The sequence below is a fragment of the Sunxiuqinia dokdonensis genome, assembly GCF_001270965.1.
Lineage (GTDB): Bacteria > Bacteroidota > Bacteroidia > Bacteroidales > Prolixibacteraceae > Sunxiuqinia > Sunxiuqinia dokdonensis.
Map to the genome: position 1 here is coordinate 1 of NZ_LGIA01000162.1, position 13,486 is coordinate 13,486.

At 46.5% G+C, this 13,486-nt stretch carries 14 protein-coding genes; 3 read left to right on the plus strand and 11 right to left on the minus strand.

Annotated elements, in window-relative coordinates; genetic code table 11:
* Positions 1 to 191: 191 nt before the first annotated feature.
* From NC99_RS12735 to NC99_RS12750, 4 genes are all read right to left on the minus strand, one after another.
* Positions 192 to 1,103, minus strand: a complete 912-nt coding sequence (locus NC99_RS12735; RefSeq protein WP_053184269.1) for an ABC transporter ATP-binding protein — start codon at positions 1,101 to 1,103, stop codon at positions 192 to 194.
* Between the two features lie 131 nt (positions 1,104 to 1,234).
* Positions 1,235 to 2,116: an HlyD family secretion protein gene (locus NC99_RS12740; RefSeq protein ID WP_082326470.1), complete on the minus strand. Its 882-nt coding sequence runs from the start codon at positions 2,114 to 2,116 to the stop codon at positions 1,235 to 1,237.
* Between the two features lie 11 nt (positions 2,117 to 2,127).
* Positions 2,128 to 3,396, minus strand: a complete 1,269-nt coding sequence (locus tag NC99_RS12745) for a TolC family protein (protein WP_053184272.1) — start codon at positions 3,394 to 3,396, stop codon at positions 2,128 to 2,130.
* Between the two features lie 15 nt (positions 3,397 to 3,411).
* Positions 3,412 to 4,029 carry a TetR/AcrR family transcriptional regulator gene (locus NC99_RS12750; protein WP_053184274.1) on the minus strand — a complete coding sequence of 206 codons (618 nt, stop codon included), beginning with the start codon at positions 4,027 to 4,029 and terminating at the stop codon, positions 3,412 to 3,414.
* Positions 4,030 to 4,293: 264 nt separating this feature from the next.
* Between NC99_RS12750 and NC99_RS12755 the strand changes: the two genes are divergently transcribed.
* Complete coding sequence (locus NC99_RS12755) at positions 4,294 to 5,100, plus strand: 3-keto-disaccharide hydrolase (RefSeq protein WP_082326471.1); 807 nt, start codon at positions 4,294 to 4,296, stop codon at positions 5,098 to 5,100.
* A gap of 165 nt (positions 5,101 to 5,265) precedes the next feature.
* Complete coding sequence (locus NC99_RS12760) at positions 5,266 to 5,697, plus strand: SRPBCC family protein (RefSeq protein WP_053184277.1); 432 nt, start codon at positions 5,266 to 5,268, stop codon at positions 5,695 to 5,697.
* On the opposite strand, the gene NC99_RS12765 is transcribed toward NC99_RS12760, so the two are convergent.
* From NC99_RS12765 to folP, 7 genes are all read right to left on the minus strand, one after another.
* Positions 5,694 to 6,629: a DMT family transporter gene (locus NC99_RS12765; protein WP_053184279.1), complete on the minus strand. Its 936-nt coding sequence runs from the start codon at positions 6,627 to 6,629 to the stop codon at positions 5,694 to 5,696. The two genes, NC99_RS12760 and NC99_RS12765, sit on opposite strands and share 4 nt — an antisense overlap.
* Positions 6,630 to 6,664: 35 nt before the next feature.
* Positions 6,665 to 7,939: a M16 family metallopeptidase gene (locus NC99_RS12770; protein ID WP_053184281.1), complete on the minus strand. Its 1,275-nt coding sequence runs from the start codon at positions 7,937 to 7,939 to the stop codon at positions 6,665 to 6,667.
* Complete coding sequence (locus NC99_RS12775; RefSeq protein ID WP_053184283.1) at positions 7,936 to 9,174, minus strand: M16 family metallopeptidase; 1,239 nt, start codon at positions 9,172 to 9,174, stop codon at positions 7,936 to 7,938. The genes NC99_RS12770 and NC99_RS12775 overlap by 4 nt, the downstream gene beginning before the upstream one ends.
* Before the next feature lie 3 nt (positions 9,175 to 9,177).
* Positions 9,178 to 10,134, minus strand: a complete 957-nt coding sequence (locus tag NC99_RS12780; protein ID WP_053184285.1) for an NAD(P)H-dependent flavin oxidoreductase — start codon at positions 10,132 to 10,134, stop codon at positions 9,178 to 9,180.
* A 130-nt stretch (positions 10,135 to 10,264) separates the two neighbouring features.
* On the minus strand, positions 10,265 to 11,347 hold the full coding sequence (locus NC99_RS12785; protein ID WP_162231213.1) for a mechanosensitive ion channel family protein: 1,083 nt from the start codon (positions 11,345 to 11,347) through the stop codon (positions 10,265 to 10,267).
* On the minus strand, positions 11,337 to 12,134 hold the full coding sequence (gene cdaA / locus NC99_RS12790; protein WP_053184287.1) for a diadenylate cyclase CdaA: 798 nt from the start codon (positions 12,132 to 12,134) through the stop codon (positions 11,337 to 11,339). Before cdaA ends, NC99_RS12785 begins: the two co-directional genes overlap by 11 nt.
* Positions 12,131 to 13,012, minus strand: coding sequence for a dihydropteroate synthase (gene folP, locus NC99_RS12795; RefSeq protein WP_053184289.1), 882 nt, complete (start codon positions 13,010 to 13,012; stop codon positions 12,131 to 12,133). The genes cdaA and folP overlap by 4 nt, the downstream gene beginning before the upstream one ends.
* A gap of 109 nt (positions 13,013 to 13,121) precedes the next feature.
* Between folP and NC99_RS12800 the strand changes: the two genes are divergently transcribed.
* Positions 13,122 to 13,486: DUF1599 domain-containing protein (locus NC99_RS12800; RefSeq protein WP_157624871.1), on the plus strand; the 365-nt coding region annotated here is incomplete at its 3' end.

A 13,486-nucleotide genomic window follows, 5' to 3' on the forward strand; every position in this document is an offset into this window, starting at 1 on the left:
GGGTTTGTTGATTCATTTTTATTCTGGTTTACTATTTTTCAATTTTAACCACAGAGAACACCAAGTTGAGCACTGAGTTCCACGGAGTACAGTTAAGGATATTGAAACTATTTTGTCTATTTCCATTTAATTTGAAATTTTAAACTCAGTGTTCTCTGTGTAAACCTCCGTGTAACTCTGTGGTTAAAAAACTATTGGTTGCTTGCAGACATGAGTGCCATAAACACATCCTCAATTCCCGGATTGGTTTCAAAGACTTGCAGTTTTCGGTGTTTTTTGCTCATCAGGTAATGTTCCAGTTCAACGGCTTCCATCGCATCGTCAACCGGTGTCACATGTACAAATTGTCCGAAAGCATAGGCCGTTTCCACCTTTTCCCAGGCACGCAGGTCGTTGATTAACCGGTACATCTCTTCGGAGCGGGCAGCCAGCAAGGCTCGGGGGTGGTTTTCCACAATGCGGGCCGGGCTGTCTATTCGCAGGATTTCACCTTTTTGCATCAGCGCCACACGGTCGCACAGGCTGGCTTCGTCCATGTAGGGTGTTGAAACGAGGATGGTGATTCCTTGCTGTTGAAGCTTTTTCAGCATGTCCCAGAACTCTCTTCGAGAAACGGCATCCACGCCTGTGGTGGGTTCGTCGAGTACCAAAATCTTCGGTTTGTGAATCAATGCGCACGACAGGGCCAACTTCTGCTTCATTCCACCTGACAGTTTACCGGCCAGTCGGGTTTTGAACGGTTCAATCTGCACGTAGATGTCTTTGATCAGCTCGTAGTTTTCGGCAATGCTTGTCCCGAAAACAGTCGCGAAAAATTCCAGGTTTTCCTCCACGGTCAGGTCCTGGTAAAGCGAGAAGCGACCCGGCATATAACCAACCAGGCGGCGAATCTTTTTGTAATCCCGCACCACATCCAGCCCACTCATCTCCGCTTCTCCTTTGTCTTGGATAAGCAAAGTCATCAAGATGCGCATGAGTGTGGTTTTTCCAGCCCCGTCCGGACCGATCAGACCGAAGAGCTCTCCTTTTTTTACCTCAAAGGAGATGTTTTTCAGCGCCTCGGTTTTGTTGTAGGATTTTGATATGTTGTTGACTTTGATCATTTTCGCTTCGAAATTTCAAGTTTCAAGTTTCAAGTTCCAAGTTGACTTTTCGCTGACTGGTGGATCAAGTTGAAAACGTGTTGCTGGCAGCTAGCGACTAGCTGCAAATGCCAACTGAGACTGACTATTGCTTACTCGAATCTCACTTCGCCGGGCATTCCGATTTTCAGGCGGCCATCGTTTTTAACCGCCACTTTCACCGCATAAACCAGCTTGACCCGTTCTTCTTTGGTTTGAATGATTTTGGGAGTGAACTCTGCTTCTGAGGAGATCCACCGGATCTCACCAGCCATCGTTTGGTTTTCCGTTTTATTGTGGTCAATCACTACTTCAACCTGCTGTCCCAGTCGGATACTGGGCAGTTGTGCACCGCTAACATAAACGCGCAGATCGAGCTCCGACAGGTCTCCGATTTTCACAATCGCTTTGCCGGGAACAGTCATCTCTCCCAGTTCTACATATTTCTCGAGGACTACACCACTGGTCAAACTGGTGATCAGAGATTTTTCCAATTGATCGCGGGTAATGGACAACTGAGCATCAAGAACTGCCAACTCACTGTTGATGGACAAAAATTGCGTTTCCAGGCTTTCCAGTTGTTTTTTTAACACCCGCATCTGCCCGTCTACATCGTCCACCTGTTGTTGGGTGGCGGCTTGGTCGGCAAAGAGCTTATGAATGCGCTCCTGCTGTATACTCAGGTTTTGGATCTGTTCTTTTTGGACTTCAACCTGAGCCCGTAGGTTGGCTTTTTTGGTCGTCACCGCTTGCTGTTGCGCATGCTGTTGTTTAATCTGCAAACTCAGTTGGGTGGTATCCACTATAGCGAGTAGATCGCCGGCATGAATTTCATCCCCCAGTTCCACCGAAAAGTCGATAATCTTACCAGCAAGCTCTGAAGAAATAATCGTTTCGTCGGTTTCGAAGTTTCCATAGGCATCGGACTGCCCATCATCATTGTTGCACGATAGCAGTGCAAGCATTCCCATTCCTATTAAATATTGAAGTTTCATGTATTGCTGATTTAATCGTTCGTTCCCTGAATGTTTTGGTAGTTGATTTTGGCAGCTTCCAACTGCACTTTATGCGTTTCGAATGTGATCCGGGCGCCCATCTCTGCATTTAAGTCTTGTAAATAGTCTGATGCTGTAATTGTTCCGTTTTCAAGCTTTGAGGCAGCACTTTTCGTAATCTGCTCCTGCAGTTCAATGAGCTCCCGGTCACTTTCGAGTAGGTTTTGTATTTGTTGAATTTTTCGGAATTCCCCGTCCAGGGCGATGTTGATTTGGCGCTCAAACTGTTGCTGCTGCGTGCTGACCAGTTGTTGCTCAAGCTGAATCACTTCGCGCTCGCGCCGGGTGTTCTTCCAGTCGAAAACGGTCCAGTTAACACCCAGTCCAACCAAATAGAAAGCGTCAAACTCATCGTTCAGCATATTCAGTCCGGGGCGTCCGTAGCCCGCTTGCCCAAAGCCAAATACCTTGGGGTTTCGTTTCTTTTGAAGCAGATCGGACGAAGCTGCGAGCATATTGGTCTGTTTTTCAAACAAGCTCAGCTCGGGCCGGTTGAGTTCGCCCGCGAGGCTGATATCGTTGGTTTCAATCACCAGATTTTGCAAATTGCTCAGTTCCTTTCCGGTTAGTATGGCCAGCGCCGACAGCACGGTTTCGCGCCGCGACTGCAGCTCTATTTGCTGTTGCCTGATTTTGACCAGCTCAGCCAAAATTTGATTCAGTTCCGACTGCAACAATGTTCCGTTTTTTACAGCCGAGTCCATCTGTTTTTTCCGCGCGTCCAGTGTCTCTTGCTTTTTCTCCAACAGGTCGAGGTTTTGTTGAATCAAAAAGCTGGTAAAAAACAGGCTGTTCACTTGTTCCCTTATTTTGTAGAGTTCCACTTCTACACTTTGCTGATTTGTTCTCTCCTTTGCCTTCTCCAAAATTTCATTGGCTTTGGTCAGTCCGCCATCCCAGATGTTCTGTTTCACATCCAGGTAGAGTTTGTACTGGTCTTTGGCTACTTCAGGAATATCGACTGACGGCAGGCTCAAGCCAATTTCGGTCACATCCGATTGATAAGTTGCCTGGACATTCAAACCAACTTGGGGCAGAGAATTGGTCCGGTTGTTGTCCAGCTTCAGCTCCGACATTTGCTTGTAAATGGCCTGTTGCTCCAACAGCGGATGGTGCGCCCTTGCCCATTGCTGGCAGTCGTTCAGTGTCACCTGTTGCTGTGCCACTACCAGTTGAGCCGGGAGCAACAGCCACAGAAACAATAGTCTCCGATTCTTCATTGTGTTTCGTTTTTTTTATTTCAATTCCGGTGTTATGGCCCTGAGGACAAATTGTTTCACCTCTTGCTTACGCTCGTCGAAAAAGGCCTGGGTGGCCTGTTTATCTTCATCGAAAAGGACAAAATGGATGATTGGTTTTGCGGCAAAAGGGAAAATGCACATGGAAAGCACATGCACCACGAGGTGTTGCGGATTCATTCGAATAATCTCGCCACGGTCCATCGCTTCTTCAATTATTTCAAAAATCGGGGCGGGCGAAAAGCCATGTTTCAACACCAGCTTGAAAAACATGGACGGATCGCGGTTGACTTCTTTTAAAATAAAAGCCGGCAGGTATGGGTGTTTCATCAATAAGCTTAAGTAGGTGTCGATTACCTGTTCCACTTTCCATGCAAAAGCTTGATCGCTTTGGAAGATTTCTCCAATTTTTGGAAAAGCCAAGCCGATGATTTTGCTGAAAATGGCATCGAAGAGTTTGTCTTTGCTTCGGAAGTAGTAATGGAGTAAGGCTTTGTTTATACCAGCTTCATCAGCTATTTCCTGCATCCGGGCTCCCTCCATTCCTTTTTTTACGAACACATTTTTGGCTGCGTCTAAAATTTTGTCTTCCGTGTTGTCTTTTTTTGTATTCATTCGATTTGAGTTTTACGAGTTCAGAAATAGAAAAACTTCCAATGATTAACCAAATAGTTAAACTATATGGACAAAAGTAATGGCTTGGAAAATAATATGCAAGTATTTTAACCAGAAATTTTAACCAAACGGTTAATTTTCTTTTCTCTGATTTTTTTTGGTCGCTTTTTCAGAATGTTAGCGGGCCTGTGTCGAGCAATGAATAAATTCGTTTACAGGTATTCCAGATTTTACTATCTTCACGATTCAACTAAATTACTACGAATGAAAAAATTAAAACTCCAGAAACACGGCTTGCTGATTCTTCTTGCGAGTGTGTTTGTTATTGGCGCTTGCCAACCGAAAGAAGAAGAAAAAGGGTGGATTCAACTTTTCAATGGGAAAGACCTGAACGACTGGCAAATAAAAATTACCGGACATGATTTGGGCGAAAACTACAACAACACGTTTCGGGTTGAAGATGGCCTGTTGAAAGTGCGTTACGACGAGTATGAAACTTTCAACGGTGAATTTGCGCACCTGTTTTACAAGCAGAACTATTCGCACTACAAAATGCGAGTCGAGTATCGGTTTGTTGGCAATCAGGTGACCAATGGGCCAGGATGGGCTTTTCGAAACAGCGGGATCATGATTCACGGGCAAAGCGCCGAAAGTATGGAGAAGTACCAGGATTTTCCGACGTCAATTGAGGTGCAGCTGCTGGGTGGAAACGGAACCGATGAGCGCTCGAACATGAACCTGTGCACGCCGGGAACCAACGTAGTGATGGACGGCGAACTGGTGCTTGACCATTGCACCAATTCCAGCTCGAAAACTTTTCATGGCGATGATTGGGTGACAGCCGAAATTGAAGTTTGCGGCGATTCCATCATCAAACATATCATTGACGGACAGGTGGTGATGCAGTATTCGCAACCCCAATTGGATGAGCGGGACCCCACTTATCAGAAGTTGTTGCCCGCCGACGGAAATAAACTGCTGAAAGGCGGTTCCATTTCGCTGCAAGGCGAAAGCCATCCCGTTGATTTCAGAAAAGTTGAACTGCTGAATTTGGGTGACGACTGCGAGTAGATTCGCTTCGTGCGTCAATCGCATCCCGATAGAAGTTCATGGAATCAAGCTACCGTAAAAAGCGAAATTCGTCTTTTACGGTAGCTTCGTGTTGAACACCATGCTGATCATTTTTTAACAAACAAGTTCAGGGACGTCTTGTTGTGTTATAGACAAAATTGCGATATGAAGATTGAAGTCAATAAAACGGCGCCAGCCTATCACGAAACACAGATTTTGATCCACGCACCGGCTGCGAAAGTTTACAAGGTGCTTAGTGCGGTTAATCATTGGCCGCAATGGCAGAATGATGTAACTGATGCCCATTTGGAAGGTTCGGTTGCGCCAGGCAAACAATTTGTGTGGAAGGCCAGAGGATTTAAAATCAAGTCGGAAATTCACACAGCCAGTCCTCCTTCAGAGTTGGGTTGGACGGGCAAAATGCTATGGATTAAAGCCATTCACAACTGGACCTTGATTGCAGAAGGGCGCTCAACGCGGGTGGTCGTACAGGAAAGTCTGAACGGTTTTTTAGCCGGACTGATGCAAAAGACACTCACCAAAGGCATGGCGCAAAACCTGTACGAACTGAAGCTGGAAGCTGAAAAGCCGGATTAATGGCCCAGCAGTGCTTTTTGTTTAAGCTGACGGTTCGCTTTGCGATTGGAGTAGTTCAGGATGAGCAGGGCCGAAGCAATAACCATCATGCCCAATACGGAAACCAGGTCCGGCGATTCGTCGGGGATGATCATCCAGCTTAGAATGGCACCCGCAACGGGGATCAGGAACTTCCAGGTGTTGAGCACCGAAACCTTGACACCCGGACGCTGCAACAGGCTAAACCAAATGGTAAAGGCAGCAGCCGACAAAAAACTCAACCAGCCCAGGGCCACAAAATATTCCACCGATACTGCTTTCAAACCATAACCTTCAATGGGGATGGAAATCAAAATCAGGCCAATTCCACCAAATAAAAGGGAGGAAGAACTGAGCACAGTGGGGGCCAGTGTTTTTGGCTTTTTAGCCACCCATACGTTCGAAAAGCCCGACGCAAAATTATTCAGCAACAACAAAGCAACGCCCAACATGCTGATTTTTACCCCCGAAGGCAGCTCGCTCCGACCGAGACTAATTACCGCTACTCCAATCACGCCCAGCAGAATACTGGTGCTTTTCAGCCAGTCCATTTTGTCATCGTGAAAACTGAAATGAGAAACGACCGAAATAAATAAAGGCGATGAGCCGATAATCATGGCGGCAATTGAGGCGGGCAGCAAGGCGATTCCCGAATAGAAAAACATGTATTGCACGACGGTTTGCAGCAAGGCGATCAGTAAAATGAATCGCCAGTGTTGCACCAATTGTTTCCGATAATTACGATAGTTATTGAAGTATAGCAACAACATGAGCCCTGAAAGTGTGAACCGCACGCCGGCGAACTGAAATGGGCTGTGATATTGCAAACCAATCTTCACCCCAACAAAGGCTGATGACCAAAGCAAGCTGGCTAAAATGGCCAGAAAAGTGGTATGGGAAATGATATTTTTCAAGTGAACTTGACTATTAATGACCTGTTTTTTGCTGATTACGCACCGGCGACTACGGTGTAAAACTCCGATTCAATAAAATATTGTTGGGCTAATGTCTGCAATTTTTCCGGCGTAATGTTCATCAATGTTTGGTAGTACTGTTCGTGAAAGCGGTGATCCAGTCCAAAGTCGGCCACCGAACGAAACGAATGGGCTTGCGCAAAAGGTCCGTCGAAATCGCGGATAAACTCACCCAGCAAATATTGTCGCACCCGTTTCAGCTCTTGTTCCGAAACCGGCTCATCGCGCAGCCGGTTCAACTCAGCAAAAATTTCAGAAATGGTGTCGTTCACATAAGTCTGATCCGTTTCGGTGGCAATCACCAGGTAACCAGCCTCACTTAAACTCAAAATCGAAGAGCCAATGCCGTAGGTGTATCCTTTTTCTTCGCGAATATTGGCCATCAGCCTCGAACTAAAGTAGCCGCCCAAAATGGTATTCAGCACCTGCAAGCCATGAAAATCAGGATGATCTTTTTTGACCATCAGGCAACCCACGCGAATGGCCGATTGGATGGCATCCTTCTTTTTGACCTGGTGTACTTTTTTGTCAGACGACTGAATCGAAAACGACGGAAGCACCATTTTTTCTCCCTGCCAATCATTATCGCCAAAATGTTGGTTGAGTAAGTGGGCCAGTTGCGCGTCGGTGTTGCCTGTTGCCAAGATCCGGCAATTACCCGACCGATAGAATGTAGTGTAGAAATCGTACAGATCATCCCGCGAAATGGCCTGAAAATCTTCTTTTTTGACTTTCTGCGAATAAGGATGCTGATTTCCGAAGAGCACTTCAGAAAACTTTTTTTGGCACAGCACCTTCACTTTTTTGTTTTCGAGTAGAAATCGCTGTTTGCGCCGGTTGATCAAGGTTTCAAACTCGTGTTGTTCGAAGGAGGAATGTTTGATCAGGTCTTCGATCACCGGAAGCAGGTGGGGGAGATGTTTATTCAGGCTGATCAAACTAATGGTTCCAAAATGGTGGTCAACCACAAACTGGATGTACGAACCGCGGAAATCCATGATTTCGGCAATCTGCGCACCCGAGTAGCGTTCGCTTCCTTCCTGCATCATCGCATTGGACAGTGCCGATTGCAAAGGTTTGCTCTCATGCCAAAGCCCGGCTTCAAAAATAAAATCGAGCCGGGTTACTTCCTGTGTTCCCGCATTCAATATGTGAACAGGCAAACCGTTGTCCAACGAAATGGCTTCCGGTAGAATAATCACTGGCTTGGCAGCCTCGTTTATCTTGGGTTCTATGGTGCGGTCGATCATTTTTTGGCTAGGTAATTTAATTGTGAGCAATTGGTCGGCTGAAAAAGCAGTTGAGCCTGCCGCAACAAATCGGCACTGGTTACCGACCGGTAAAGGTCCACTTGCTCATTGATGCGTTCGGCCCGGTCGATGTTTTCAAAATTGGCCAGCTCCTGTGCAATGTTCAGGTAGCTCATTTGCGAATAGATCAGGTTGGCTTCCAGCTTATTCTTAATTTTTTCCAGCTCCACAGCTGAAACCAATTCGTTTTGCATGATTTTTAGTTCTTTCCAAATGGCTGATTTGGCGGTGTCAATGCTCACGTCACCAGTCAATTTCCCCGAAACTATAAACAAGCCCGGGTCGTGATCACCCGAAACGTAAGCATCCAGTTCCACAAATAGTTTTTGCTCCTTAATCAAGCGTTGGTACATTCGCGAGCTGTTGCCATTGGACAACACGTCCGAAATCAGGTCGCAGACATAGTATTCGTATTGCCGGCGATCGGGCATGTGGAAAGCCAGGTAAATGGCTGTATCCGGTACGTCACGCTCGACCGTTTTCTCCCGAAACGCTGTTTGAATGGGTTCTTGCGGAAGGGCTACTTTGGCAACATTCCGGTTGGGAATCGATCCAAACCATTTCTCGGCTAGCTGAAGGCACTCGTCGGGGTTCACATGTCCGCTTAAAATCAGCGCCGCGTTGTCGGGTGCGTAAAATCGGAAGAAGAAATCCTTCACCTCCTCCAGGCTGGCATCGGCGATGTGACTGATTTCCTTACCAATGGTTTGCCACTGGTACGGATGAACCTGGTAAGCCAGCTCGCGCAACAACGGCCACACATCGCCATAGGGCTGGTTCAGGTTGCGTTGCTTGAATTCTTCAATCACCACGTTTTTCTGGATGTTTAGCTTTTCTTCCGAGAAGTCGAGTTCCAGCATCCGGTCTGATTCCAGCCAAAAGCCTGTTTCCAGGTTTTCCTTCGGAATGGTGAGGTAGTAATTTGTTAAATCGTTGGTGGTGTAAGCATTGTTTTCTCCGCCCGCGTGTTGCAGAGCTTCGTCGTAGTCCGGAATATTTTTAGTTCCACCAAACATCAGGTGCTCAAACAAATGCGCAAAGCCGGTTCGCTTTGGATTTTCGTCTTTTGCTCCCACGTGATAACAGACATCCAGCGCCACCATGGGCGTAGAATAATCTGGATAGATAAGTATTTGAAGCCCGTTTTCGAGCTGGTAACGTTGAAATTTGATCATAGATTAAAATGAGAAATTAGCCCCTTCAACAAGATCACGGCGCACTTGTTCATATTCTGAAATAATGCGTTCCATGACGTCAGCAACGGCTGGGATATCATTCAATTGTGCTGAAACCTGGCCGATTTCCAGTTCGCCTTCTTCCAGATCGCCTTCAAACATGCCGCGCTTGGCCCGCCCTTTGCTCAGGAGCTGTTTCAATTCTTCGGCATCGGCGCCACGCCATTCGGCTTCGTTTACCTGCTTGAAAAATTCGTTTTTGACCAGACGCACCGGAGCCAGCTTTTTCAAGGCCAATTTGGTTCCGCCTTCACCTAAACCGGCCACCAATTGTTTGAAGTTTTCGTGGGCCGACGACTCTTGCGTGAGGGCAAAACGTGAGCCAATTTGAACGCCGTCGGCGCCCAGTGCCATGGCTGCCAGCATGGCCCGGCCGCTGCCAATTCCGCCAGCAGCCAGCAGTGGAAGTGTGGTTGCTTTGCGCACGGATGGAATCAAGCTTATGGTTGTGGTTTCTTCCCGACCATTGTGGCCGCCGGCTTCAAAGCCTTCGGCGACAATCGCATCCACGCCTGCCTCTTCACATTTCACAGCAAAGGCCGTGCTCGAAACCACATGCGCCACCAAAATTCCGCGTTCCTTCAGCCAGCCAGTCCACTTTTTAGGACTTCCGGCGGAGGTAAAAACAATGGGGACTTTTTCCGCTGCAATCACGTCCATGATTTCCTCAATTTGAGGATACAGCAAAGGCACATTCACCCCGTATGGTTTGTTTGTGGCTTTCTTTGTTTTCTGAATGTGTTCCAGCAAGGTTTCCGGGTGCATCGAACCGGAACCGATGAGCCCCAACCCACCGTTGTTACTAACCGCTGAGGCCAGTTTCCAGCCGCTGCACCAAACCATTCCACCTTGAATAATCGGATATTGAATACCGAAAAGTTCTGTTATTTTGTTTTGCATTTTCGTTTACTCTTTTGATTGAACCTGACAAGAAATGCAGGCCCCACATAAAAACGCAAAGGTAGCACAAATGCTGCTGATAAGAAATGATGTCGGAAATACCTGAATGAAAAGAAGCCTGTGCGACGGCTTAGTCGAAATTTTTCGTTTTGAAATGCAAGTCGCGTTGAGGGAAAGGAATTTCTACCTTGTTTTCACGGAACTGGTGGTCAATTTCAAAACGCAGGTCGCTTTTGATGTTTTCAACCAAAAAATCATTGGCAGTCCAGAAGTACAGTTCAAAATCAAGCGATGATTCTCCAAAGTCTTTGAAGCGGACAAATGGTGCAGGAGTTTTTACAATCATCGAATGATTTTTTGCTGCTTCCAGGAGTATGCGTTCGACCAGCCGGACGTCGGAGCCATAGGCCACACCAACGCCCACATAAAAACGCGTGACATCGGCGTTGTGGCTCCAGTTGATGACATGCTGCCCGGTGAAACGCGAATTGGGAACGATGATGACGACATTGTCGCGGGTCAGAATTTTGGATACCCGGACGCCGATTTCCAGCACCCGGCCAACGACGCCTTCCATCTCCACCACATCATTCACTTTTACGGAGCCATCAAATAAAATAATGACACCCGAAAAGAAGTCATTGAAAATATGCTGCAAGCCAAATCCAACGCCAATCAATAGGGCTGAAACACTGGCAACCAGCAAGGTTACTTTGAACCCAAGAGAGCCGATGACAATGACGATGCCGACCATCCAAATCACATACTTAACGATTTGTAAGAAAGATTTTCCCCGGCCAATGTCGAGCTTTTTGCTGTCGATTCGTGAATCGAACCAATACTCAACGGCAAAGGATAAGCCACTAATCACATAAAGTATGATGAGGATGAGCAGGATGTTATACAGCTTAAACTGGAACTTCTCATCGGCATACAGCTCATAACCAAGAACGGAAGACACCTGGATGTCCAGCACTTTAAGGATCAGCAGGAAAAAGGTCGTCCAGATCAGCAACCGGCCGCCTTGGTATAAAAATCGGGTAAAGCGCGATGAAAGATGCTTTTCCGCACTCTGCCTGCTGATCAGTTTGCGAATGACACGCATGACAAAGAAACCAATGACCAGCAGTGCCACGATTAGTATCAAATCAATCAGGTTAAACTCAAAACCATCGGATTGAAACAAGATGATATTTTTCAAATTAGTCAGCATCGTCCATGTCAATAATAATGTTTTCCAATGCATTACTGAGATCGATCACCGAAATGTTTTGCGTGAGCTTTCCCATTTGGGAGATTGAAATATGCCCGGTTTCTTCCGAAACAACAATGGCAAAAGCGTCGGTGTTTTCTGTGATTCCCACTGCTGCACGGTGTCGTAATCCAAGCAGTGGGTTCAAATCCTCTTTGTTGGTTAGTGGCATAATACAGCGGGCCGCAGCAATTTTGTTCCGGTTGATGATGACCGCGCCATCATGCAAGGGCGTGTTCTTGAAAAAAATGGTTTCCAGCAACGCGTCCGAAATTCGTGCATTGATTTTCTCTCCCGTGCGGATGTAATCTTTTAATTCCGAATTTTGAGCGATCACCAGCAGTGCGCCGGTTTTGGTTTTGGCCATGTTTTCGCAGGCTCGCGAGATCATTTTCAGATGTTGTCCGGAAGCGGATTTGGCTTTCCCTGAAGTAAATAATTGCTCGATACTTAAAAAGCGGTTGACCTGCGGATTGCTGCCAATGAGCAGCAGAAAGCGCCTGATTTCGGGTTGAAAAACCACAATCAACGCCAAAATACCCACACCGATAAACTGGCCCATAAACGAACCCAGCAGTTCCATGTTGAGGGCGCGCACCAGCAACCAAAAAAGGTAAACAAGGAAAAGACCAATGAAAATATTGAAGGCAACGGTTCCTTTAATCAACAAGTACAGCTGGTAAAGCAGAAATGCAACCAGCAGAATGTCCAACACATCCAGAAACCGTAAAGTAATAAATAGACTCATAAATCAGCTACTTCTTTTAGCTTGGTAAAAATGCGAACCGACTCAACGGCTTCCTTCACATCGTGCACCCTCAAAATATCGGCGCCGCCCAACAAAGCCATGGTATTAGCCGTAATGGTTCCACCCAGGCTCTCTTCTGCCGAAACGTTCAGCAGCTTTTGAATCATGGATTTTCGGCTGACACCGGCCAACACCGGCAACTGAAAAACCTTGAAAGCATCCAGCCGGTTTAGTAGATCGTAATTGTGGTCCACCGTTTTGCCAAAGCCAAAGCCCGGATCAAGAATCACATCTTTTACGCCAGCCTTGGTTAGTTTGCGCACTTTTTCAGAAAAATATTTTGAAATATCCTTGATGATGTCTTCGTATTGCGGGTCATCCTGCATGGTTTGTGGCGTTCCCTGGATGTGCATCAAAATATACGGCAAATTCAACTTGCCCACGGTATCAAACATGTGGGCATCAAAATCGCCGCCCGAGATATCGTTTACGATGCAGTCGCCGCACTCGTCAACCACCCGCAGAGCAACCCACGAACGGAAGGTGTCAATGGAAATGGCGGCCTCGGGAAACCGTTTTTTCACGGCTGAAACGGCCGGCAACAGACGGGTCAGCTCTTCTTTGGTCGACATGATACCGGCTCCGGGACGCGTTGACATGGCACCAATATCAATAATGGAGGCGCCTTGTTCCAGCATTTGTTCGGCACGTTGCACCACCGCATCTTTGGTAGCATATTGGCCGCCGTCGTAAAAAGAGTCGGGGCTGACATTTAAAATCCCCATCACAATGGGATTACTTAAGTCGATCAGGCGACCATTCAGGTTGATCGTGTGTTTTCGTTTGAAAAACTTACTGGCAGAACTGGTGATCAACATACAACATAAGAATTTGATGAGTTCGACAATGGTTCTTACAAAAGTAAGATAAAGCCAACAAAATACGCATTTAATTTCTATTTTTATGGCTCAATTTTAAAAGCTGAACATGGAGAAAACCATTCAACAATACAATCATGTCATTGAAATTTGCGAAGATATCTTTTTAAAGAAAATGAGCGATTACGGCGTGGCATGGCGCATCTTGCGGCCCAGTTCAATGACCGACCAAATTTTTATTAAAGCCCAGCGTATTCGCAGCATCGAAATGAAGGGAACCATGAAAGTGGAAGAGGATGCCCGGTCGGAATATATTGGCATTATCAATTACTGCATCATGGCGCTGATTCAACTTGAAAAAGGCATTGCTGATGAGGACGACCTGACCAGGGAAGAAACTCACAAGCTTTACCTGGAATATTTTAACCAGGCCAAAAGTCTCATGCAAAATAAAAACCACGACTACGATGAAGC